This window comes from Cohnella sp. (assembly GCF_041640265.1).
Taxonomy (GTDB): domain Bacteria; phylum Bacillota; class Bacilli; order Paenibacillales; family Paenibacillaceae; genus Cohnella.
Window position 1 is genome coordinate 1 of the sequence record NZ_JBEQAP010000071.1, and the last position, 22,431, is coordinate 22,431.

At 45.7% G+C, this 22,431-nt stretch carries 27 protein-coding genes; 6 read left to right on the forward strand and 21 right to left on the reverse strand.

Annotation, left to right across the window (positions count from 1 at the left end; translation table 11 throughout):
- Positions 1–80: 80 nt before the first annotated feature.
- The 8 genes from ACESLK_RS27780 to ACESLK_RS27815 form a co-directional block, all read right to left on the reverse strand.
- Entirely contained in the window at positions 81–227 is a 147-nt protein-coding gene (locus ACESLK_RS27780; protein ID WP_373233066.1) for a hypothetical protein, read from the reverse strand.
- 274 nt (positions 228–501) lie between these two features.
- Complete coding sequence (locus ACESLK_RS27785; RefSeq protein WP_373233067.1) at positions 502–897, reverse strand: hypothetical protein; 396 nt, start codon at positions 895–897, stop codon at positions 502–504.
- A gap of 47 nt (positions 898–944) precedes the next feature.
- On the reverse strand, positions 945–1,568 hold the full coding sequence (gene yqeK / locus ACESLK_RS27790) for a bis(5'-nucleosyl)-tetraphosphatase (symmetrical) YqeK (protein ID WP_373233068.1): 624 nt from the start codon (positions 1,566–1,568) through the stop codon (positions 945–947).
- 40 nt (positions 1,569–1,608) lie between these two features.
- The gene (lepB, locus tag ACESLK_RS27795; RefSeq protein ID WP_373233069.1) at positions 1,609–2,265 is read right to left on the reverse strand and encodes a signal peptidase I; all 657 of its coding nucleotides are present in this window, start codon (positions 2,263–2,265) and stop codon (positions 1,609–1,611) included.
- A gap of 112 nt (positions 2,266–2,377) precedes the next feature.
- A complete protein-coding gene (locus ACESLK_RS27800) occupies positions 2,378–3,295 on the reverse strand; it encodes a 5'-nucleotidase (RefSeq protein WP_373233070.1) in 918 nt (305 codons plus the stop codon).
- 285 nt (positions 3,296–3,580) lie between these two features.
- The gene (locus ACESLK_RS27805) at positions 3,581–4,036 is read right to left on the reverse strand and encodes a DsbA family oxidoreductase (RefSeq protein WP_373233071.1); all 456 of its coding nucleotides are present in this window, start codon (positions 4,034–4,036) and stop codon (positions 3,581–3,583) included.
- A 215-nt stretch (positions 4,037–4,251) separates the two neighbouring features.
- Positions 4,252–5,700, reverse strand: coding sequence for an MDR family MFS transporter (locus tag ACESLK_RS27810; protein ID WP_373233072.1), 1,449 nt, complete (start codon positions 5,698–5,700; stop codon positions 4,252–4,254).
- Positions 5,701–5,836: 136 nt separating this feature from the next.
- Positions 5,837–6,088 carry a hypothetical protein gene (locus tag ACESLK_RS27815; protein WP_373233073.1) on the reverse strand — a complete coding sequence of 84 codons (252 nt, stop codon included), beginning with the start codon at positions 6,086–6,088 and terminating at the stop codon, positions 5,837–5,839.
- A 242-nt stretch (positions 6,089–6,330) separates the two neighbouring features.
- On the opposite strand from ACESLK_RS27815, the gene ACESLK_RS27820 reads away from it, so the two are divergent.
- From ACESLK_RS27820 to msrB, 6 genes are all read left to right on the forward strand, one after another.
- On the forward strand, positions 6,331–6,816 hold the full coding sequence (locus tag ACESLK_RS27820) for a stalk domain-containing protein (protein WP_373233074.1): 486 nt from the start codon (positions 6,331–6,333) through the stop codon (positions 6,814–6,816).
- A 74-nt stretch (positions 6,817–6,890) separates the two neighbouring features.
- Positions 6,891–7,598 (forward strand): response regulator transcription factor, encoded by a 708-nt coding sequence (locus ACESLK_RS27825; RefSeq protein WP_373233075.1) that lies wholly within the window; start codon positions 6,891–6,893, stop codon positions 7,596–7,598.
- Positions 7,595–8,635 carry a HAMP domain-containing sensor histidine kinase gene (locus ACESLK_RS27830; protein ID WP_373233076.1) on the forward strand — a complete coding sequence of 347 codons (1,041 nt, stop codon included), beginning with the start codon at positions 7,595–7,597 and terminating at the stop codon, positions 8,633–8,635. Before ACESLK_RS27825 ends, ACESLK_RS27830 begins: the two co-directional genes overlap by 4 nt.
- Before the next feature lie 32 nt (positions 8,636–8,667).
- Entirely contained in the window at positions 8,668–9,393 is a 726-nt protein-coding gene (locus ACESLK_RS27835) for a cytochrome c biogenesis CcdA family protein (RefSeq protein ID WP_373233091.1), read from the forward strand.
- 18 nt (positions 9,394–9,411) lie between these two features.
- The gene (locus ACESLK_RS27840) at positions 9,412–9,960 is read left to right on the forward strand and encodes a TlpA family protein disulfide reductase (RefSeq protein ID WP_373233077.1); all 549 of its coding nucleotides are present in this window, start codon (positions 9,412–9,414) and stop codon (positions 9,958–9,960) included.
- 14 nt (positions 9,961–9,974) lie between these two features.
- Positions 9,975–11,072 (forward strand): peptide-methionine (R)-S-oxide reductase MsrB, encoded by a 1,098-nt coding sequence (gene msrB / locus ACESLK_RS27845; RefSeq protein ID WP_373233078.1) that lies wholly within the window; start codon positions 9,975–9,977, stop codon positions 11,070–11,072.
- A gap of 27 nt (positions 11,073–11,099) precedes the next feature.
- On the opposite strand, the gene ACESLK_RS27850 is transcribed toward msrB, so the two are convergent.
- From ACESLK_RS27850 to ACESLK_RS27910, 13 genes are all read right to left on the reverse strand, one after another.
- Positions 11,100–11,246, reverse strand: coding sequence for a hypothetical protein (locus tag ACESLK_RS27850; protein WP_373233079.1), 147 nt, complete (start codon positions 11,244–11,246; stop codon positions 11,100–11,102).
- A gap of 59 nt (positions 11,247–11,305) precedes the next feature.
- Positions 11,306–12,610 (reverse strand): MFS transporter, encoded by a 1,305-nt coding sequence (locus ACESLK_RS27855; protein ID WP_373233080.1) that lies wholly within the window; start codon positions 12,608–12,610, stop codon positions 11,306–11,308.
- Complete coding sequence (locus tag ACESLK_RS27860; RefSeq protein WP_373233081.1) at positions 12,607–13,662, reverse strand: FecCD family ABC transporter permease; 1,056 nt, start codon at positions 13,660–13,662, stop codon at positions 12,607–12,609. The genes ACESLK_RS27855 and ACESLK_RS27860 overlap by 4 nt, the downstream gene beginning before the upstream one ends.
- Positions 13,655–14,683: a FecCD family ABC transporter permease gene (locus ACESLK_RS27865; RefSeq protein ID WP_373233082.1), complete on the reverse strand. Its 1,029-nt coding sequence runs from the start codon at positions 14,681–14,683 to the stop codon at positions 13,655–13,657. Before ACESLK_RS27865 ends, ACESLK_RS27860 begins: the two co-directional genes overlap by 8 nt.
- 16 nt (positions 14,684–14,699) lie before the next feature.
- Positions 14,700–15,737 (reverse strand): ABC transporter substrate-binding protein, encoded by a 1,038-nt coding sequence (locus ACESLK_RS27870; protein ID WP_373233083.1) that lies wholly within the window; start codon positions 15,735–15,737, stop codon positions 14,700–14,702.
- 514 nt (positions 15,738–16,251) lie between these two features.
- Positions 16,252–17,238, reverse strand: coding sequence for a phosphotransferase (locus ACESLK_RS27875; protein ID WP_373233084.1), 987 nt, complete (start codon positions 17,236–17,238; stop codon positions 16,252–16,254).
- Between the two features lie 226 nt (positions 17,239–17,464).
- Positions 17,465–17,845 carry a hypothetical protein gene (locus tag ACESLK_RS27880; RefSeq protein ID WP_373233085.1) on the reverse strand — a complete coding sequence of 127 codons (381 nt, stop codon included), beginning with the start codon at positions 17,843–17,845 and terminating at the stop codon, positions 17,465–17,467.
- A gap of 73 nt (positions 17,846–17,918) precedes the next feature.
- Positions 17,919–18,401 carry a GyrI-like domain-containing protein gene (locus ACESLK_RS27885; RefSeq protein WP_373233086.1) on the reverse strand — a complete coding sequence of 161 codons (483 nt, stop codon included), beginning with the start codon at positions 18,399–18,401 and terminating at the stop codon, positions 17,919–17,921.
- A gap of 503 nt (positions 18,402–18,904) precedes the next feature.
- Complete coding sequence (locus tag ACESLK_RS27890; RefSeq protein WP_373233087.1) at positions 18,905–19,378, reverse strand: DUF1572 family protein; 474 nt, start codon at positions 19,376–19,378, stop codon at positions 18,905–18,907.
- A gap of 194 nt (positions 19,379–19,572) precedes the next feature.
- A complete protein-coding gene (locus ACESLK_RS27895; protein ID WP_373233088.1) occupies positions 19,573–20,046 on the reverse strand; it encodes a hypothetical protein in 474 nt (157 codons plus the stop codon).
- 286 nt (positions 20,047–20,332) lie between these two features.
- Positions 20,333–20,767, reverse strand: coding sequence for a GyrI-like domain-containing protein (locus ACESLK_RS27900; protein WP_373233089.1), 435 nt, complete (start codon positions 20,765–20,767; stop codon positions 20,333–20,335).
- Between the two features lie 261 nt (positions 20,768–21,028).
- A complete protein-coding gene (locus tag ACESLK_RS27905) occupies positions 21,029–21,907 on the reverse strand; it encodes a class I SAM-dependent methyltransferase (protein WP_373233092.1) in 879 nt (292 codons plus the stop codon).
- A gap of 217 nt (positions 21,908–22,124) precedes the next feature.
- Positions 22,125–22,418 carry a type II toxin-antitoxin system RelE/ParE family toxin gene (locus tag ACESLK_RS27910; RefSeq protein ID WP_373233090.1) on the reverse strand — a complete coding sequence of 98 codons (294 nt, stop codon included), beginning with the start codon at positions 22,416–22,418 and terminating at the stop codon, positions 22,125–22,127.
- Positions 22,419–22,431: the final 13 nt, after the last annotated feature.

The window sequence follows — 22,431 nt, forward strand, 5'->3', positions numbered from 1 at the left end:
TGATTGCTCGACACTCTCACTTTAGCAAACGAAGCGGTGTTTTTCTATTTACAAGCCCAATACCTGATCACCTTGAAAGACTACAACGACATGCTCTCAAGATGATTTGTGCTCTGCGAAAGTTGAGATATTAATGCTTCCTTATCATAGGTTTTTAAAACTTTCTTTACTTCGGTAATCGATAATTTCTTAGATTCAGCCATAGCAGCACCTTTTTCTTTAATCATTTTGGCTTCCTCTTCTTCTTATCTAATGTTCTACTCATTAAATTCGATTATCGTCCTTGTCAAGGAGGGTCACTTGCCTTGTTTCAAAATTTAAAATTCTTGTTCGAGTATCATTTCTAGATATAAAAACTTCTTTTCCGTCTCCATCTATACAATAGGCAATTGGGATTGAAATATCGCTGTCTCTGAATGAGCCATCTGCATGACTCGTCCCAATTATCATCGTCTTATATTGCATTGCATACTTCCTTGCTTCCTGTATCCATTCATCAAATTAATCGTCACTGAACATTCCAACTCCAATAGGATGAACAACAAAATGAATTTTTGTAGCCTTTAAATTACTCATCCCTTGAATAACAATTTCATCGCACAGCATAAAACCAATTATTTTCCCTTCAGACTCAACTAGAATTGATTCATCATATTTTGCACGATCAAGAAGGATTTGACCTTCTCGATCAATGATAAGCGCTCTGTCCTTTGGTTGCTTATGTCCCGAAATAATTATCTTCGAGAACTTTCTGGCGAGATCACAAGCGAGTTCTACATTGTTGTTTACATAACCCTCTGGAAAGATAAGCACATCAACATCAGGATAGTTTTGGATTTCTCGTTCTAGCTGCTTAAGTTCTTTCTCAAGTAGAGGTTGTGCAATTAGAATATTCATGGAATCTCTCCGTTGGTTTAATGTGACGCCCCGCTTCCTTAAGCCACCTACAATAACCGGATTTCATCCTTCAACTCTTCATAAGCCTCTCTTAACCAAGGATGAATTACCTTTAAGGTATCCCTTCGTTCCCACAAGTAACTGATATATGCAAATGCCCCATGCGTTAATGATTCCTGTAAGTTTCGATTTAGAGCATCTATATACGGCGGAGTCCCGTTCTGGTCCCAAGATATCTTGTCCGCAACAAACAAAACTTGATCCATTGGGGTCGAGTTTTTCCTCAATGTTGTATGACAACCGACTGCATTTAATATTTCTTCATCCGTAATCTTAAAAATATCTTCAGCCATCACTTTGGAAATCTTTTGGTGAATGATCATCGGAAATCGTTCTTCCTCTGGTAGAATCTCTATTTGCAATTGTCTTGCGACTTCTATTCTTTCACTATTTGGAAATACAACGCTGATATCATGAAGCCAACCTGCTATTTCAGCGGCTTGCGGATCCATGTTATACATCAAAGCGATTCTTTTCGATTCTCTCCCAACATCAAAACAATGCTTAGCAGTTTCTGTTGACTGATTGGTCGATAAGAACAATAAAATATCCGTCTTTAATTCACCTGTAAAAACGATATTATCCGTTAAAGATTCGAAAATAGAATGCATCATTGGTTCCTCGTCTCTACTATTGTTCGTTAGATAGTGCCTATCTTTGATTTTGTTTGAGATAACCAAGGACTTTACCTTTTACTTGAGATTTTGAAAGTGGACCGAAGTTCAAGCTTCCAATACTCCTTAGCGAATTATCTCCTAGAACGTAAATATGACCTGAAGGGATAGAGATTTCTGCTACTTCAGTTTCAAAATATTCGATATTGCTTTTTCGGCATTCATCCTCACAACCCGGATATTCTATCTTCTTATACTGGTTCTTATCCAAGCCATAAGCAAGTAATTTACCATAAAAAGTATCCAATCTACTCCCATCTATATAGATCTGACCATTTTTAATTGAAATCTGCTCGCCTTCTAATGCAATTACCCTTACGATGTCTTCTTTCTTTTGAAACTCATCTATTACTGCATCAGGAGGAATATCATAGAAGATAATATCGCCTCTTTTGATTTCATGTTTATCATAGTAATTTGGATCTACTACAACTTTGGCACCCGAAAATTCGAGTTTTTGTCTAACCATACCATCAAGGCCGTAGTCAATTACAATAGCCTGATCTTCTAACTCTACATACTTAATTTCTTCTGGAGTATGAGGGTCTGTTATTACCTTTTCTTTCGCACAGCCGCCAATTATTAATGCAAAACAGACAACTGCTATTAAATATCGGATTTCGTAACACCTCACTCATTACTAGTTGTCAATGCTTCTCCATTCTTCAGGAAAGTGCTTACCAAATGGTCTTATAAGTAGAATTAACTCTTCCGTTAGATCTGTTTCAATTTGTTCAATCCATTCATCAGATATTAACAACTCCAAACGGAACATGAACTGAGGGGAATGTTCTTGCAACTCCCTCAATATGCCCTGCTTGATCGTCAAAGAAAATGTGCGGCTTAAATACGCTCAGCACCCTTATCTTCTCAATCCCTCCAAGAAAAAAAGCTTCGTCAACCCTAATATCCAGTTTTCTTAGCGTAGTTATCACCCTTTCGTGGGCGGGTGCATTTCTGGCTGTGGCAATTGCTAATCTAATTCTTGATTTATAATCAGGGTCATTTTCGTTCTTCTGAATCTCTCTTTGTTGTAACTTAGATATTTCCTGGAAGAATTTAAGCAAGGGACCTGCCGGCAAAGGTTGATTGGCTAATTCCCTTTCATGGGAATGAAATTTATCTAAAGTCCCTCCTTGAAAAATTGATTCTGCTGAATCATCCGCTATGATTCCATCGAAATCAAATGCCAAACGTATTTCGTTATCATCATCGTTATCAATATAATCTGAAGGATAGATGCATCCTGCAGGAAACCCATGCTCAACAGCTTCTTTTACATCACCCGGGTTTCCGGATAAGAAAAGACAAGCATTGAACGCAGCCATATACTTAAACGGATTATTACCAGTTACAAATGCCGCTCTGCTGATTGATAATCCATAATGTTCAATGGACTTAAAAACCCTCAACCCTGTATCCGGGTCATTCCTTGACATTAACACGACTTCCACTATTTGATCTTGAGGTGTGTTTATGCTCAGCAATCTTTTGATTAGCGGATAGGCAACGCCCGGCGCCAATATTTCATTCTCATTTTCTCTCTGATAATTACGATAAACTTCTTCTCCATTTTCTCTGAATACTCGATCGGATTCTTTCAGATCAAATAATGCGCTAGAAGCTACTGCGATTACAAATTTGCTATCAATATCAAATGGCATTTTAGTTTTTCCTTTCTTATGACGCTTATGTCTCAGAACTCTACACATCCGTTTTTTTGAAAACGTCTTGTTTCCTTAACTTCTTCATTATATCCAACGATTTTTATATTGAAATTCTCTGTATAATCGTGAATTTTGATAAGTTCACTGCCGTATTGACGACACGACCCAGCCCTATATAACTCCAATCCTAGGCTGGGTCATGTGGTATTCGAGCTTCTTCCATGATTATACATCTGGCATCCAGGGGAGCGAAAGTCCCGATGTTACAGATGTAGCCCAAATTTAGAAGACGGATGCCTTATTCGTCAACATGGGCAACTGAAAATTAGTACACGAGCCTTGAAAGAAAAAATGCAGGCCTATGGTAGCGTGGCGGGCATTACCGGCGATAGAGCCTCCACGCATACGTTCCGGCATCAAGATCCGCAACTTCAGATTAAAGACGAACGCGGGCAATCTTAAAATGCCTAACTTCCGAGCCTCAGCCATGTCTCCCAGGACCGCTTCTTTATAATCATTTGAACCCAGCATATCTACCACTTCCTGTTCGTTAAACCCTGCTTCCTTGCCTAAGGCAGCCAATACATTGTGGTCCGCAATATTCCAGGATTGGGATAGGTATGCGCGAAAAAGACGTTCGGTTAACTCCGCTTCTTTTCCCGATTTCGCTGCAAAATGAACCAGACGATGCGCATCAAAGGTATTGGCAATCACAACGGGATCGTAATTGGCGATCAACCCCGATTCGAAAACCTGTCAAGCGCATTCTCAAGCTTTCTTTTTCCGATTACACAAAAGGGACATCCAAAGTCTGACCAAACCTCTATTTTCACGGTACATTCCCTCCATACCAATATTGTCGAGTGCATTGAAGCAGCTTCTCTACGCTTTCCCAGTTGTGAACAACTGGGCTCATGGAGACAGCTCTCTTCCATATGTTTTTCAGCAACGGATCATGAAACTCCCTGCTCCTGCTCTGGCGCCTTTCCTTTTCGAAGGAAAAGACCGAGTAACAGAGCAACAAATGCAATTATAACGCCGAACCAGAAAGCGTCGTTAACTCCGGCTGCCAGACCCTTAGTCATTTCGATGGGTGATGCTGGATCACTCACATTACTCATATACCGCTTCTGCCCATTCGACATAATACTGATGTACAGGGCAATACCGATGGCGCCGGATACCTGCTGCAGCGTATTCAGAATCGCGGTCCCGTGCGGGTGCAAATGACGAGGCAACTGGTTAAGCCCCGCTGTTTGTACCGGCATCATCACGAGCGCAATGCCTACCATGAGTGCGATGTGTGCGGCAATAAGAAAGCCGGTTGCTGTCGTTTCGCCGAATCGCGTAAAGAGCCACAATGAGGCGACAGCTATGGCCAGCCCGGGAATCACAAGCACACGAGGCCCGAATTTATCAAAGAGCTTGCCTGAAATGGGAGCCATAAGGCCGTTCATAATTCCCCCAGGAAGCAGCACCAAGCCCGACTTGAATGCCGTCATCATCAACACACCCTGCATGTACATTGGAAGCATGATTGCAGATGAGAAGAACGTCATGAGAAGCACGAACATCAGTACAGCAACAAGTGCAAATACGGGGTAGCGGAAAGCCCGTAAATCCATAACGGGTTCTTTAAGGAGCAATTGACGCCATATAAACAGCGCTAAGGCCAAGCCTCCTGCGGCGATCATCCACATCACTAACGGCTCCGACCACCCCCGTTCACCAGCACTGCTGAATCCATAAACGATACCGCCAAAGCCGATGGTTGACAAAAGGATGGACAGAATGTCCACTCGCGGTTTGGTTACTTCCGACACGTTTTTCAGGACAGCTGCTCCTACTATTATGGAGAGCAGTGCAAACGGCAATACAAGATAGAACAACCAGCGCCAGGAAAGCCCGTCGACAATCAAGCCCGAAAGCGTAGGACCAATCGCCGGCGCGAACATAACGACGAGCCCCAGCATCCCCATTGCGCCTCCCCGTTTTTCCGGCGGATAGATGGTCATAATAATGTTCATAATGAGCGGCAGCAGCATTCCGGTACCCATTGCTTGAATAACCCGTCCTGCCAGCAGCACGCCGAAAACCGGCGATACCGCTGAAATAAGCGTGCCTATGAAGAACAGACTCATGGCCGACAGAAACATTTGCCGGGTCGTGAACCATTGCTGCAATACCGCCGTCACCGGAACAAGCACGCCAACGACAAGTAAATAGGCGGTCGTGAGCCATTGAATCGTCGTTGCAGTAGCGCCAAATGAATTCATTAATGCGGGGAAGGCATTGCCCATTAGCGTCTCATTCAAAGCGGCAACAAACATGCCGACGATCAGTGCGACCATAATTGGACCGCGCTTTAAGTTAGTTAAATCGATCATAAATTTCTCCTCCATGCCACTGCATTTAATTCATTTTGGATAACCGCAGCAATGAATGCCCTCATTGAGGGATAAGTACTGATTGGCCGCATCGGAAATTTGGTTTCTCGCACTCGAAATAACAACCAATGTCGATCTATTATGTCCATAATTAAAGCGCAAGAACGGTGTCACTTTTTGTTTGCCGCATGACTGCAACGCTTGAAAGCCTCATCCAGTACCGACTGGATTGTATGCTTTCGCAGATGCTGTTGCGAACTCGAAATTGAGCATTCGAATAACGGCTGCCTTCCTTCAATACGAGTCCCAGTTGAATTAAGGCGTGTAGAGCATAATCGGTACTTTTGGAGAACTGCAATATTCCTCCTTCCACCACTATAATGATGTTATTATGGATCTTCATTGTCCATAATAGATGATTCCGTTTCGAATGGCAATGTTTTTCTTGACCGAACTTCGCTTTCTGCTTCGGACAACGTCAGAGACCGAGGGCGTCAGCCCGATGCGTGAATGCGTTGTTAGCTGATGTTCCGGGCACGGGAAATTTAGAGGTCGTAATACAATCGTAATACTTAGCTTAGAAAATCGTAAGCTATCTTTCTTATTCTAATCCATGCAAGATCAAATTTATGGAGGATGATAAGAATGGTTAAGGGAAAACAAAGTAAGACATTCATCGTAATGGCGGTATTAATGCTATCGTTGGTATTTGCCGGAATCGCGAATGCCGCAGGCATTAAAACGATTAAAAAAAGCGGCATGGAGCTCTATAACTTGAGACAGGCAGCGGAAATGTACGGCTACAGCGTAAAATGGAACGCCAAAGAAAGATCGGTAACGTTGGCCTATAAGGGCAAAATGGAAGACATGATGATGAAGGACGACATGATGAAGGACGACATGATGAAGGACGACATGATGATGAAGGACGACATGATGAAGGACGACATGATGATGGAAAGCGGGAAGCCGGCGGGTGAAATGATTAAGTTATGGATCGGTTCGAAAAAAATCGTAGTGGACGGCATGGAAGCTAACCTGAATACTGCCCCTACGATTTCCCAAAGCAGTACTTATGTCTCGGAAGCATTGATTTCTCAATACATGATGCCTGTCAAGATGATGAAATAAATCCGAATTTAGCAGGCCAACGCCATATGGTATGATTGTGTCAAATGTATTTTCGGAATATGGGGTGTGTCCGCGTGAATGATCGAGTGCTGGTTGCTGATGACGATACAAACATCACAGATGTTTGCCGCAGATATCTGGAACGGGAAGGTTATCTCGTCTCGACCGCTAAAGACGGCTTAGAGGCTTTGGAGCTATGGCGCAGTCAAAAGCCAAACTTGATTGTGCTCGATCTGATGATGCCCAATAAGAATGGTTGGGAAGTGTGCAACGAGGTACGTCAAACCGAGGATCTCCCGATTGTCATGTTAACTGCCCGCGGCGAGGAGCAAGATCGTCTGATGGGCTTGACCATGGGGGCGGATGACTATTTGACCAAACCTTTCAGTCCAAGAGAACTCGTTTTGCGGGTGCAAGCTATCTTGCGCAGGATGCGTTACGTACAGGCAAAGCCCGTTACAGTAGCCGGACACACCATCAAATACGAAGGACTTACAATTGACACCGCTAAGCGTATCGTGGAAATCAGCGGGCAAGTCATTGATTTGACGGTTACAGAATTTGAAATGCTGATCTTGCTGGCAAGCCATCCTGGTCAAGTATTTTCCCGAAACCAGATTCTGAGCAGAGTTTGGGATTTCAGCTACGAAGGCGATACAACTACCGTTACCGTGCATATTCGGAGATTAAGGGAAAAGATTGAGCCGGTCCCTTCTAATCCGAAATATATTAAGACGGTATGGGGTATCGGCTATAAGTTTGCGGGTGACGGCCAATCATGAAGCTTCGTACTTACCTAGTACTGTCCAGCCTGACGGGAATTGGCGTGTTATTAATTTGTTTATTTGTCAGCTACTCTAAAATGCTGCTATCTATCGAACAATTTTATTGGCTGTCCGGTATCACGACAGGGGTAGGCTTGCTTTCGTTTATTCTTCAATATTTACTGACAAAGCCGCTTGAGAAATCCATTGCGCGAATTTCACAGCAGACCGTTCGAATTGCTTCTGGGGACTTCCATACCGAAGTTCCCTTAATCGGCCCGCAAGAGTTTAAGCTTCTGGCCGAACAGTTTAATGTGATGAGCCGCAAACTGAAGGAAAGCTTCGACCATTTGCACCATTCCGAGTCCGCTCGGAGAGAACTGATTGCTAACGTCTCCCACGATTTGCGAACGCCTTTGGCATCCATTCAATCGTTTGTCGAAGCGTTGGAGGACGATGTAATTAAGGACAAAGAAACCTTTCAACGCTACCTGAACACCATTCGGCTGGAAACCAAACGTTTGGGCGGGCTTATTCATGATTTATTTGAATTATCGAGTCTGGAAGCGAAAGGCGTAAATTTCGAACCGCAGCCCTGTCATGTCGATGAGCTGCTGATCGGCACATTGGAGAGCTTTTCACTCCATCTCGCTGAGAAAAAGCTGGTTGTAGAAATTGATCTGCCGGATAAACTGCCAGCAGCGGTGATCATGCCTGCGCAAATTAAGCGAGTCCTGTCCAACCTGCTGCAAAATGCCATTCAATATTCCCCTGAGAAAGGAAAAATCGGATTATCCGCCGCCGAGACGGGGCGATACTTGCGAATTTCGATTATGGATGAGGGTCAAGGAATCGAAGCGTCGGAGACCTCGCGTATTTTTGAACGTTTTTATCGGATTGATAAATCACGCAGCAAGAACAATGGAGGCGCCGGGCTAGGTCTGGCAATCGCTCAATCGATTGTTCAACTCCATGGCGGTGAAATTGGGGTACACAGCGCTAAGGGAGCCGGCAGCTGCTTCTGGTTTACGCTTCCGATCTATATTAGCTCCTAACCTTGGCCTTAATAAGCCTTGTTCTCCAGGTGGTGATTGATTTGGCTAGTGATTTTATATTCCTATTTGGTGTATTCGGCGCGGGAGTATTATCGTTCTTGTCGCCATGTATTTTGCCGCTGCTTCCGGTATATATGTCCTATTTGTCGGGAAGCCTCGTCCATGTTGCGGATCAGGAGCAGTCTGGCGTCAGCGCGGTTCGGTTTCGATCTGCTTTTCTATTGCGCACGATATTGTTTGTGCTTGGGCTGTCTGCGGTGTTTATTCTACTCGGCTTTGGTTCCGGTGTTCTTGGCAAGTTCATTTCAAGTCCCCGGTTTCTAGCTATTTGCGGAGCAATCGTCGTGTTGTTTGGGATCTATCAAACGGGATTGATCAAATTATCCTGGTTGGAACGGGAAAAAAAGTTGTCGAGCGAACGGATTAAACCGGGCGGATATATCGGAGCTTTTCTGCTTGGCTTGACCTTCAGTTTTGGATGGACGCCCTGCATCGGTCCCGTATTGGCGGCTGTACTCGGTATCGCGGCAGGTGAAGGCTCTCCTGTCTACGGCGGATTTCTGATGCTCCTCTATAGTCTGGGTTTGGCCCTTCCCTTCTTGGTCATGTCCGTATTTTCGGGGTACCTCATAAAGCGAGTCCGCCGTCTGTATAGGTATATGGGAGCAATCAAAGTGGCGTCAGGCTGTATTCTTATTTTGATGGGACTGCTGTTAATGACCGATCGGCTAAATACGATAGTGGGTTGGTTACAATAATCCATGGGGGAGTTCGGGATGAGGAACGCTTTGAAAGGGATGGGATCTATACTCGTGATTGTCTTCTTATTGTCTGCCTTGATGGCATGCGGTTCGAAGCTAATCTCGCAAACATCCGAAATGGGCTCGTCAACAGGTATGAATAAAGGAGAACCTGCGCCCGAGTTCTCATTAAGCGATTTGGAGGGCGAGTCCTTCCGGTTAGCGGATTTCCAGGGCCAAAAAGTATATGTGAAATATTGGGCTTCTTGGTGTTCCATTTGTCTTGCCGGTCTGGAAGACTTGAACACCTTAGCCGGTCAAGACCATGATTTCAAAGTCGTCACCATTGTCACCCCGGGCTATAAAGGAGAAAAATCGTCCAAAGAGTTTACGAAATGGTTTAACAAGCAGCCTTATGAAAACCTGAACGTTCTTTTGGATGAAAACGGAGTGTGGGCTAAGGAATTCCAAGTGAGAGCCTATCCAAGCTCCTTTTATATTGGCTCGGACGGTATTTTGGTTAAATCCGCTCCGGGTCATGCTTCGAACGAACAAATTATGGATACTTTGAAAGAAATGATGTGAGGAGGGAGAACGATTTGAAAGGTGCCGGATTAGGATTAGGATTAGGTTTATGCCTCCTTACCTTAGCCGTAGCAATATCTGCTTGTGGAAGTAAGGATGCAGGTCGTATGGCTGCTACGTCCTCCCCTACTGTCGAAGCTATGAGCCTGTCGGAAAATAATGACCTAAACGACCTGTACTTGGCGGGAGGCTGTTTCTGGGGCGTGGAGGCGTTTATGTCCCGCATTCATGGGGTTCAAGATGTAACCTCGGGCTACGCAAACGGTGAAGGAGAATCCCCCACCTATAAAGACGTGATTCGCGGGGACCGAGGTTTTGCCGAGACCGTTCATGTGAAATATGATCCAAAGCAAGTGACGATGGAGAAGCTGTTGGACTATTTTTTTAGAGTGATTGACCCCACCAGCGTGAATAAACAGGGGAATGACCGAGGCATTCAGTATCGGACGGGAGTATATTATTCGTCACCTGAAGATGCAGAGATCATTCAGCAAGTTGTAGCTCGAGAACAAGAGAAATACGATCAACCCATCGTAACGGAAGTGTTGCCTCTGCAGAACTATTATCTTGCAGAGGAGTATCACCAGGACTATTTGGAGAAAAATCCTAACGGTTATTGCCACATCGACTTAAGTATTCTGGATGAGCAGGAGATTTATATCGATCCCGCTCAATATCCCCGTCCGTCAGATGAACAATTAAAGGAACGTTTAACGAACGAACAGTATGCGGTAACGGTTAACAACGATACGGAGCGTGCTTTCAGTAACGAATATTGGGATAATTACGAACCGGGTCTATATGTCGATATTACAACCGGAGAACCGTTATTTAGCAGCCAAGATAAATACGACTCCGGTTGCGGATGGCCAAGCTTCACGAAGCCGATTGTCCCCGAGGTTGTAACCTATAAGGAGGACAAGAGCTTTGGGCTGGATCGCACGGAAGTAAGAAGCCGATCAGGCGAAATCCATCTTGGGCATGTGTTTGATGATGGTCCTGCGGATCGTGGCGGAAAACGGTATTGTATCAATAGTGCATCCATCCGATTTATTCCGCTCGACAAGATGGAGGAAGAAAACTACGGATATTTGTTATCATCTGTAGAATAGAAACAGTGAGCAGGGCGTTGTCTTCGCCTATTCGAATATACCGGGAGGGCCGAACATGACGACCTTATTCGGAATCGGCGTCTCATATCGCTCGAACTTCTCCTTCATCTCCAGAATCGTAATGAATTCCTCGACAATCTGCCGGTTCTGGGGAGGCAAAACGATCCGCTTCACTTTTTTTGCACAATCTAACTCAATGAACTCTCTTCCTGCTCGCGATTTCCAATCCTTATTTACGGCTTTCTCCCTGCTGGCTCCTGCGACGAATCGTTATCGTCAAAAGCCTCATCGCGACGCAACGGAGTACGCAGCGCAATCGCGAACAAGAGGAGCATCAGTGCCGACAGGAGCGTAAAGGTCGGTTGAGCGCCGAACGATGCGGCGGCCAAGCCGCCGAGCAGCGCTCCGAATGGCGACCCTCCGTAAGCGATCATGCGGCCGCCGGCATGCACTCTGCCCTGTAGGTGATCCGGCGTCAGCTGCTGGCGCCAGGTGATGCCGTTCATAATGATTAACGTGCTTCCGACGCTCCATAGCAGATAGAACACCGCTGCCGTAGGAAGAGCGCCGCTTACGGTGAAGCCGAATAACGAAGCGCCGCTGACGGCCAAGCCCGCGATCGTAATTCGTCCCGGCCTGAGCCTATCTCTTAGACTCGGCAGGCTCAGGCTTGCCAACAGAGCACCGACCGATCCGGCCGTCAGCAGCAGCCCGAACTGCGGCGCTTCGTCTGCAATGCCCAGCTCGCTTGCGGCGAACACGACTAGCAGACCGGCAACAGCTCCACCCACGAAGCTGTTCCCGAAGCCGAGCAGCGTCAGACTGCGAATGCGCGGCTCCGCCCATATGAACCGCAGTCCCTCGCGAATGTCTGTCCCGAGCTTTCGCAACCGTCCCTCGGGGATTGCCTCAGAGCGGGGGCGTTCCGGTTGGAACGACTGGCGAATCGAACCGATCATAAACGCGGACAGGAAGTAGCAGACCGCCGTTACGGCAACAGCCCATTCAGCGCCAAACGTCGCAATCATCACTCCGGCAAAGAGCGGAGTCGCAATTCGAATGACGGTATCCGATGAGATTAGCAGACTGTTCGCGGCGACCAGATTGCGCCGCCCCACCAACTGGAGCAACGCGCCGTGACTGGCGGAGTCGAAACCGACAAAGGCGACGCCCGCCAGGAACGATACCGAGATCAGGTGCCACGGAGAAGCCTGTCCAGTCAGCCATGCCGCGACAGGCACCGAAGCGAGCGAGGCCGCGTTGAACAAGACGCAGCCGATCATGATTCGTTTCCGGCTGCCGCGATCGGCAAGTACTCCAGCAAGCAGGCCGAACAGCAAATACGGAAGGCTTCCGCTGGCAGCGACCAGAGACGTGAAGATCGGTGAGGAGGTCTGCTCGTAAATATAGAACGGCAGCGCTACAACCGATATCCCCGAACCGATGTAGCTGAGCAGATTGAAGACGTAATATCGAACGAAGCCCTTGCTTGCCCACAACGAAGCTCGGGCTGCAATCGATTCCGAGCGCCGGCTCACTTCCCCACCCCCGGTCTGCGCAGCAGGTAAAGGAAAAAGGGTGCACCGAGCAGCGTCGTAACCGCTCCGACCGGCAGACTGGACAAATGATGCTCCATACCCGGCAGGACAAACGTAAGCGTGATGCTTTGCCCTGCCCAGTCGGCTACGGTCAGCAGCACGGCCGACAGCAGTGCGCTCGCCGGGAACAGCCGAAGCGGTTGGGAGCCGACGAGCCGACGGGCGATATGGGGTCCAATCAGACCGATAAAGCCTATCGCTCCTACTGCGGATACCGCCGCAGCCGTCAATGCGGCCGCGACGAGGAGAAGCAGCAGCTTTATCCGGTTCACGGCAACACCGAGACTTGCTGCTGTCTCGTCGCCGAGCCGAAGGAGCGACGCATGCCGCACGAGCAGCATCGCCAGCCCGAACAGCGCCAGCCCCCAAGGCCATATGTAATTCCAATGCGTCCATACCCTGCCGTTTAACGATCCGAAATTCCACAGCAGGATAGAGGTCAGTCCCTCCTGATTGCGCAGCAGCAGGAGCGATGTTGCCGACTGAATAATCGAAGTTGCCACAATTCCCGTAAGAGCGAGCCTGGCACCGCTGTTGCCCCTGCTGCCGTTCAGCAAATAAATGATGACCACTGCCGCCATCCCGCCTGCCATCGCCACCCACGACAGACCGCCGTTTGTCAGCCCTGTGCCCGGCCACCATTGCATGGCGAGCACAATGGACAGCACGGCACCAGCGGATACGCCGATCAACCCGGGCTCTACCAGCGGATTGCGCATCACAACCTGGAGAATCGCTCCGGCCAGGCCCAGCATAGCGCCTGCAGCCATCCCCACCAAAACGCGAGGAAGTCGTAAATTCCATACGATATGCCGAGTACCGGCATCTTCCGAGAGGTTAAGAAGCGCCTTCGCTATCTCCGCTACGGAGAAGGAGGTGCGTCCGAATGCAATATGGAGCACGAGTATCGACGCTAGCAGCGCGGTCAGCACCGCCAATACGAGAATATAGCGGAGCGAATCGCGTTTCCTGCCGATCATGAAATTAGCCAACGGGTCCTCCCCCTCTCCGAAGCAAAACGTACAACAGAAAGACGCTTCCGCCAAGCAGCGTCGTCCATACGCCGACCGGGATTTCCAGAGGAGCGAAGAGTAGCCTTGCGAATCCGTCTGCTGCCGACAGAAGCACTGCCCCGCATATCGCGGAGACAGGCAGGACAAGCCTCGCATCCGTCGTACGAAACATAGCCCGGGTCAAATGCGGCGCCAGCAGCGAGATATAGCCGATCGGACCGCATTGCGCTACGGTAACCGCGACGAGCAAGGCGCAGATCACCAGGAGCAGCATCCGGGTACGTCCGACATTCATGCCGAGTCCTGTTGCCGCATCGTCGCCAAGCTGCATTAGATTGACGGAACGAGCCAGCAGCATCGCGACAGGAAGCATGATAACGAACCAGGGGATGAGACGATCGACATGCTCCCAGCTACGGTTGGCCAACGAGCCTAACAAATAGGTGTAAAGCAGATTGACATCGTTGCTGGTTCCAAGCGCGATGAGCACGACCAGAAGCCCGTTCAGCATGGCGGACACCGACATGCCGACCAGCAACATCCCCGCAGCCCTGCGGCTCCCCCTGGCGGCAAGGACGACGATCGCTCCGCCCGCCAGCCCCCCGGCAAGCGCCATCAAGGGCTGCAACTGGAACGGCACCGGAAGACGCAGCACCATCACAGCCGCTACGACCAGCGAGGCGCCTGCGGATATACCAAGCAGTTCGGGGCCTGCCAACCGGTTATTCAGCGCGCCTTGCATCAGCGTGCCTGAGGCGCCCAGAAGAGCGCCGACCATCAGTCCGAGGAGGTAACGCGGCAGCCGAAGTTCGCTTACGAGAATTTGTTCCAGCTCCTCCCCTCCCGGCGCGAACAGGGCTGACCATACGACATTCCAGTCGAGAACGGGAGTGCCGTATCTCATACCTGCCGCAAAGGACGCCGCAAGGATGACCACTAAAGCAAAAACCGGAAGAATAAAGTTTCTTCCGGTCTTCATGACTGGGCTCCGATTCGACATGTATCTGGTCAACCTCCTAGTACTGGTCCGGGTACAGAATGGCAAGCGCCTCGTCCATCATAATGGACAGCGAGCGCGTTCCCCGGCCATCTCCCCAAATCGGCGAGCGCACCTCGTGCACCTGACTGTTCTCCACTGCCTTCAGCTTGCTCCACAGCGGCGATTCGGAGAGCTGTTCCGATATCGGCTTTGTTCCCGGGCTGTACGAATAGCTCTCGACAAAGATGACGTCCGGATTCTCTACCAGCAGCTTCTCCAGAGAATAAGGCACGCTGCCCTCTCCATATGGATCGTCTTCCGGCTTCTCGACCCGCCAAGGGTAGTTGGAAATTTCCTTCATGACCGTACCGCCCAGACCACTGTCCGTTATGACCGAAAAGTTGACGTCGGAGCCGTAAATGATCAAAGCCTTCTTATTCTTCGGAGCCTGCTTTCGAGCCGCATCCAGCTTATCAAGGAACCGTTGCTTAGCTGCTGCCGCTTCCTCCGTTCTGCCCGTCAACTCTCCGATCACCTCGAGAAAAGCGACCGATTCGTCATAACTCTTCGGGTTGCCGAGGAAGAGAGGCGCAATTCCGTTCAAGCCTTCGCGGAGTGAATCGTGCACACCCGACAGGCCTATCACGAGATCCGGCGCTGCGGTCACCAGATCCTCCAAGCTTGGCTCAAAGAAGCTGCCGCCGATCGAAGGAAACGATTCTCCTTCGCTTCCGTAAAACTCCGGTGCGCTGGCGATGGTGCGAACGCCGCTCTCCGCAATTGCAATCGGCCTCATGCCAAGCTCAGCCAGCGCGTCTACGCACAAAGATACGACGCAGGCCACCTTCTCGACGGGTCTGTCGACCGTAATCGTTGCTCCCGTCACGTCGGTTGCCGTCACGGGCTCGAAGGCTTCCGCCTCTTCCTGCACCGGCGATGGGGACGACGATTCCGACGCCGCCGCAGAGGGTTCCTCCGTAGTGTAATCGACGTTGCCCGCATTGCTGCCGCAGGCCGCCAGCATAATCATCATGAGAATAAATGCCAAGTTTATCGCTACTTTCTTTAGATGCATGAATGCTAACCCCTTTGTTTTCAATTAAAATGATACTCTTCGCCGCTCAACCCAAAAAAACCGTAATCTTTACGGTTATTAATAGTAATAGCTACTATTAAGTTTGTCAATGCAATTATGGTTTCAACCAGCAGTTATCTCAACATGATTTTGTGTTTCTATTTCCGGTTGGACTCATCTGATTATACTCCTTCCGGGACCGAGGCGGCTTGTCCGCCAATGCTTGAACACGTTGTTATATGATGCCAATGCCCCCGTCTATCGCCTCATGAAGAAGCACGGGTTGCTGCAGTCAGTTGCACTGATTTCCGATAACGTTTTGTATTCACGACATCACACCAGCTTAAGCCCGAAGGGCGGCCGCGATGCGGTTAGGTGGCGCGGGTGTGCCGGTTGATTACACTTCTTCGCTACTGCCAATTACATCTCCGAATCCGCTCCTAACTCCGGCCGGGCCGAGGGCGAATGCCCGATGCGTGAATATGGTGTTATCTGATGCCGGTGCCTTCTTTGACTAAACTAATAAATCATTACATACTTCTTCTAGCATCGTCCAATTGTTACTTACCCAAATTAATTCGTCAACGAATCTCTTTAGCGTTCTGTGATCTTCAGATTTGACATTTATCCAGGATGCTTCTTTCCACCACGTTAATTTAATTGAGCGAATTAACTTGGGCCTTGTTATAGGAATACTTTGTCTGTATCCATTTATAAATGCTCTTGCTGATTCAATATTGAAGCTGCCATCTAATATAGCCCCAGATAATATTGCTCTAGAGATGTCAAACTCAGGATAGATGTAGTTCATTCTATCAAAGTCTAATATCGCCGTAACCTTATCAGTATGAAATAAAATATTATCAACGAATAAATCCCAATGAACCCACCCTTCTTCACACAAATCAAATATCTCCAAGTTGATTTCATCTGCAATTTTTCTTTGTTGTTCTAATGCGGCAATATATTTATTGGACCCAGCGAATTGTGCATCAAGCCAATTCTGAGACCAATTCCTTAACATGCCTTCCTTTGTATCTGGTTTCCAGTGTAAAGGTAATGATTGCGGAGCATTCGTATTCAGCCAATGATGCAGCCTGCCTGTTATTTGACCTAGATTATGCATCTGGTGTATATTTATTTCCCCAGGGTTAACCATTTGCCCATCACAAAATTCTGTGATCATATAACGTTCACCAGACTGCGTTCGATGGATGTACGTTCCCTGCTTGTTGAGAATTTTGGGACATGGAATACCAGCTTTATTCAATCTATCTTGTAATTCTAAAGCTACCTCAACAGATTGTAATAATTCGTCTGAATATCTTACTGAGTTATATTGTTTAACGAAGAATACACCCGAGTCGGTTCTGATCCTCCATTTCAAATTTGCGTATCCAAAGTGATTAATTTCAGCGTCGAATACTTTGAGTCCAAATTTATCTTTTATGTTTTCAGTAATTTCATTTAGTATTTCATCAGGTTGCCTAGTTGCCAACAAAATAAAATCTCCTTTGATTATGATTTACACCGGTTTCAGATAACGTGCTTGTATTCACGACGTCGATCTCCCATAGATAGCTCCTATCTTAGGGAGATTGATGTGTCCGGCTGATTCCGCTTCCCTGCTACAGAAAATGCTCTCCGAACCCACTTCTAACTCCGGTTCGGACCGAGGGCCGAATGGCCCGATGCGTGAATATAGTGTTATACAAAGTCCTTGTCTTCTAGAATTGCCACCAAATTTCTTTATCTTTCTTCCCGCTATATAGTATTCTTCCATCTTCACTTGATTTAATATCAAATATAATTTCGTGAGTCTTATAGAATTTTTCTTTGTCCTTTAATTGGTTTTCAAAAGATTGGATAAATTCCTCTACTAATTGCTTTGCCTTTTCTTTTGATGTATTACTGCCTGCCATGATTCTGAATTTGGCATATTCATTTGGTTGATAACTACTTGCTGTTATTATATCTTTGTCCCTCATCACTTTCTCAGCATAACCTAATGCATCACCTGCCTCATCAATTGTGATGTTTGAGTTAGTGCAGCCAAAAGAACAAAGAAATATTGAAATAATCAATAAATTTAAGACAATATATTTCATGAGAACTCCTTTTTTATTTATTCTATTGCTTTTCAAGGTATAACTCCGAAATTGCTGAACCTCAAAATAATCTTTAAATCAGTCTTTCAATTGGGAAAAATAAATACAAATCACCTTCAGCTTCTCGTGGGTTGTAATATTCATGTATTGCTCCTACGATTGAAAAGTTATTATTGGGCAAATATTCTTCAAGCATATATTTTAATTTCTCTTGATATGTATTTTGATTGCATTTAATAACAGCATATTTATATGATGGTATTACCCACTTTGTCCACCCGCTTGGAGCAGTAGAGTTATCTACCACTTCACATCCAGCTAAATATTTGCCTTGTTCATCCCATCGTTCAAAGTTTTCATAAAGATCACTCATAGCACCCCAAATACCTACTATGTGACCTTCTATATCAGTCTTCGCCAATTGTTGTATCTCTCCAAACTTACTATTGGCTTCTTGCCAAAGTGAAGGAATCCAGTTTTGACTTTCAGCCGCAAATCCATGCCCAAGCTTTCCGATAACTGTAAACGAGTCTTTTTCTATGATGTGTACGGTCATAAATCACACTCCTAAAAGATCGACATTTTTCAGCTTTACAAGTCTTTCGGATAACGTTGTTTGGAGTTGTCAAGAAAAGTGCAGTTTGAAAACACACTCATGCAGAAATCCCGTTCCTATGCTTATTGTGACAGCATTCTTTCGCGATAAATAGTTGGGGGCCAGCCCCTGGATTCGTGGTGTAGATCCGCTGCCTGTTGTAATAGACCATGATGTATCTGAAGATGATCGATTGGATATGCGCCATTGGGTAATGCTCCGTGCGGATCTTGTATAGCTTTTCTTTCTTTTAGCTGTTGCAAAGAAGCTTTCCATCCGCGCGTTATCATAACAGCGCCCCGTGCCACTCATGCTTTGAACGGCGTCGCGATTTGCTAGACTCTCGCGGAAAGCATGGCTCGTGAACTGGCAGTCGAGCCTCTTCAACTTCCGCCGGACCGAGGGGCAAACGCACCGATGCGTGAATATTGTGTTATCGGATGTTATCGCCTTCTTCGAACCGACTACACTGAAGTTGTGTTATACCTATCCTTTATACATTGTTTTGCAATATAAAATATTTGTCCCATGTGTTCTGAATAATGTGCTGCGCACTGGTGCAACATATCTAAATTTGATCGTTCTTTGCTTCTCACAATCTGTACTTCTTCAAACTTCTCACCTGGTAAACTATTTATTGAGTCTATTACGTATTCCATATTATCCTTGATTAGCTCTATAGCTTCCCTCTTTGACATATATGTCTTCGAAAATTCCTTGTCGCGATCTCTAACTACTTCTTCTTTATATATTCCTTTCTTAATTCTTTCTTTTATGTTTCCTTCAATATGTCTTAACAAAACCGGAATATTATGACTTGTTTCATTTGGAGCCCAATTCAATTGTTCATCGTTTAGCTGATCTATCGCCTTTATGGTTCGGCTTTTTATTTCTTCAAACTTCTTCACTAGCCACTCACGATTAAACTCATGCTTCAAAGATATTCCTCCCAAAAAGTCTGCGATAATTTCCGATAACGTTGCCGTATTCGCGACGTCCATTCCCCTTAGATAGCCCTTATCTTAGGAGAATGGATGTATCTACCTGATTCATCTTCCTCGAAATGCCTCGGGTAGATTAAGGGCCGTATGGCCCGCAGCGCGAATATTGTGTTAGGTGAAGTCTTCGGCCTTCAGACCGGCTTACAAAATCTCTTAATTATCTCTTCGTCCCATATTTGAACTTCAATATATCTCTCAGGTCCTTTATCTCCATTCTTATTCCAATCCTGTGGCAAGCCCCACTCTTCAATTATTTTAATGATTTCATCTTTAGTGAATATCTTCTTTCGATATGGTTTACTATCATGATATCTCATGGTCGGAAATAGATCCCCATACGTAAAACTAATTGATTCTTCTAAAAATTCATTCCAGTCAATAGCTATATATTCCGGTTTCTCATACCACGATTCAAGCCATTCACATTCCCCTAATGTCATGTAATGAGGGTATCGATTTCTTGGATTTCCACCTTTTTTGATGAACTGATCTCGTGCTATTCCTTCCAATTCTCTTCTAATCATTATATATTCTTCTGATCTTTGACTGGCGAAAGATTTACCTTCTCGTCTTATTTGTTCAGAAATCTCATTTGCTTCCTTCACCGACAAACTAGAAAGATTTCGAAATGGTCCCAGTCCTGATTCGTAATAGTGGTATAAAGTATAGGTCATGTCATAAGATCCTTTTATTTTGGTTTTCTCCCGAAGGGCGGCCGCGATGCGGTTAGGTGGTGCGGATGTGTCCGGCTGATTCTGCTTCCTCGTATACTGAAATGCCTCATCGAAATGCATCGAGCTACGGTCCGGACCGAGGGGCGACGGAGTCGACCCGATACGTGAATATGGTGTTAGCTGATGCACCACACTTCTTAGAGTTATCCTTCACAGATCATTTAATTTGAATAAAAGATTCGAATTCACTTTCTGGGTCTTCACCTTTAAATCTTTCATCATAGACTTCAAAACATACAATGTCATATTGTTCATAATTATTTAATGCTAGCCAATCTATAAGGGTGTAAAATGTTTCACCAATCTTACTTAATGGCCCTTTATGAGTCATTCCTATATATTGACCAGCTGGTATCACATATGAATACATACCTTCAGGAATTTCTATTATTTTTTGAACTTCTATCCCCGCTAAATATCCTGGTTCATTTCTCTTAATAACTCCAAGAGTTTCAGGAGAATTCTTACGACCATGTATTTCTTGAATTCTTGAAAATAAAATAGGCCAAACATCTCCAGGGATTATAGGATTTTCTATGCTTCCAATTCCAATTACTTTCTTCTCTTGAAATTCATAAACCTTAGGTTTCATGTAATACCTCCGTCTTTTTTGGTTTTATAAGTTTTCGTGGTGTTTCAGCTAACGTTATTGTATTCACGACATCCCACCGACTTAAGGCGACGAATGTCGCCGGGCGCGATGCGCTTAGTCGGTGCGGATGTGTCCGGCTGCTTACGCTTACCCGAAACTGAAATCCCTCTCCGCCACTTCTAACTCCTTCCGGACCGAGGGCGAATGCCCGATGCGTGAATACGGTGTTAGCTGATGTCGCCCTCTTCTTTGAGTAGCTTACTATCGACTTACTGTTCCATAAGATATCTTCATACTTGGTGCATACGTCAACCATGATTGTAATTTGAATTGCTTTGAGAAGAATTCTTCAGCATCATATTGTGCACGAGCTTCTTCTCCCAACAAACCTCTTGCCATCAATCTCTTAATCACATCATTCTGTTCTCCTGGTTCATGTCCTAAACCTTCATCTTTAAGGGCTGAATATAAGGCTTCTTTATTTTCTAACTCAATATTTTGATCTAAAAAGTTCACCCTATCACTTACTCTACATTCAACATTCTTCAATCCTAACTGACTTAGTAGTATTGGTACACGTGCACCTATATTTCCGTCTTTACCATTTCGTTTTGAATCTTCCTCATATAGCTTTTGCACTATCCCTAGCTTTACAATCTGAGATTGTTCTACTCCTTCTATAAGGTAGTTAGACATGTTAGAAATCCAATGAGGTTCAAAACAAATAACTCTTCCCCCATTGATTACGCTATCAATCATCTTTTCAATTACACTCTTTGTGTCAGTCATATGTAATAAAAATGCATGACACATTGCTACATCGTTCTTACTTTGTATCTTCATCTCTTCTATATCACCTTGGATAAACTCCGTTCGATAAGGTGAATGGTTGAATAACTTCTGGGCTTGACTAATAAGTTCTTTACTTTTGTCTACTCCTGTATAGCTGGATCCCTCCGGCAGCATAGGTAGAAGTTTGATACCCAAATACCCATATCCACAACCATAATCTATTATGTTTACTGGTGTTGTGATCCTCCAAACGAACCTTATAAGAAATTCCAAGTAATCGTCATTGTAATATAACTTCCGAGTATTTCTAAGATATTCGTATTGAGTATCCCAATAGTAATCGGACATATTATGTCTCCTTTTCATTAGCTCTTGGGCGATTTCAGCTAACGTTCTTGTATTCACGACGTCCATTCCCCTTAGATAGCTCTTATCTTAGGGGAATGGATGTATCTGCCTGATTTCACTTCCTCGAATATACTTCTGGCAGATCAAGGGCCGCATGGCCCGCAGCGTGAATATTGTGTTATCTGAAGGAGCTCCTGAAATACCTGCAAATTGCCCTTTATTCTTTCATATAATTTCTTGCCCCGTGTATAATTGTTTGAATTATTATCCGCTCATTATGTATTTGATAAATCAATCTATACCTATGTATAAAAATTTCCCGCATCTCAGGATCGTCCATTTCTGGAACAACACGACCTCGGTGCGGGAAATCATTAAGTGTTTGTGTCTTATCCATTACATCATCATAAAATGCCAATGCGTAGTACTTTGAATCCTGAGAAATATATTCTACAATGTTTTGTAGATCTTTATATGCAGTTACGGTCCAAATTATTGTTTGTTCAGCCATTTATCCATCCTCG

Bases quoted from the DNA above. Each gene is read 5' to 3' on its own strand.
- ACESLK_RS27780 (WP_373233066.1), bottom strand. From the start codon at position 227: ATGATTAAAGAAAAAGGTGCTGCTATGGCTGAATCTAAGAAATTATCG.
- ACESLK_RS27785 (WP_373233067.1), bottom strand. From the start codon at position 897: ATGAATATTCTAATTGCACAACCTCTACTTGAGAAAGAACTTAAGCAG.
- yqeK (WP_373233068.1), bottom strand. From the start codon at position 1,568: ATGCATTCTATTTTCGAATCTTTAACGGATAATATCGTTTTTACAGGT.
- ACESLK_RS27800 (WP_373233070.1), bottom strand. From the start codon at position 3,295: ATGCCATTTGATATTGATAGCAAATTTGTAATCGCAGTAGCTTCTAGC.
- ACESLK_RS27810 (WP_373233072.1), bottom strand. From the start codon at position 5,700: ATGGAGGAGAAATTTATGATCGATTTAACTAACTTAAAGCGCGGTCCA.
- ACESLK_RS27815 (WP_373233073.1), bottom strand. From the start codon at position 6,088: ATGAAGATCCATAATAACATCATTATAGTGGTGGAAGGAGGAATATTG.
- ACESLK_RS27820 (WP_373233074.1), top strand. From the start codon at position 6,331: ATGGTTAAGGGAAAACAAAGTAAGACATTCATCGTAATGGCGGTATTA.
- ACESLK_RS27830 (WP_373233076.1), top strand. From the start codon at position 7,595: ATGAAGCTTCGTACTTACCTAGTACTGTCCAGCCTGACGGGAATTGGC.
- ACESLK_RS27840 (WP_373233077.1), top strand. From the start codon at position 9,412: ATGAGGAACGCTTTGAAAGGGATGGGATCTATACTCGTGATTGTCTTC.
- ACESLK_RS27865 (WP_373233082.1), bottom strand. From the start codon at position 14,683: ATGTCGAATCGGAGCCCAGTCATGAAGACCGGAAGAAACTTTATTCTT.
- ACESLK_RS27870 (WP_373233083.1), bottom strand. From the start codon at position 15,737: ATGCATCTAAAGAAAGTAGCGATAAACTTGGCATTTATTCTCATGATG.
- ACESLK_RS27880 (WP_373233085.1), bottom strand. From the start codon at position 17,845: ATGAAATATATTGTCTTAAATTTATTGATTATTTCAATATTTCTTTGT.
- ACESLK_RS27885 (WP_373233086.1), bottom strand. From the start codon at position 18,401: ATGACCGTACACATCATAGAAAAAGACTCGTTTACAGTTATCGGAAAG.
- ACESLK_RS27900 (WP_373233089.1), bottom strand. From the start codon at position 20,767: ATGAAACCTAAGGTTTATGAATTTCAAGAGAAGAAAGTAATTGGAATT.
- ACESLK_RS27905 (WP_373233092.1), bottom strand. From the start codon at position 21,907: ATGTCCGATTACTATTGGGATACTCAATACGAATATCTTAGAAATACT.
- ACESLK_RS27910 (WP_373233090.1), bottom strand. From the start codon at position 22,418: ATGGCTGAACAAACAATAATTTGGACCGTAACTGCATATAAAGATCTA.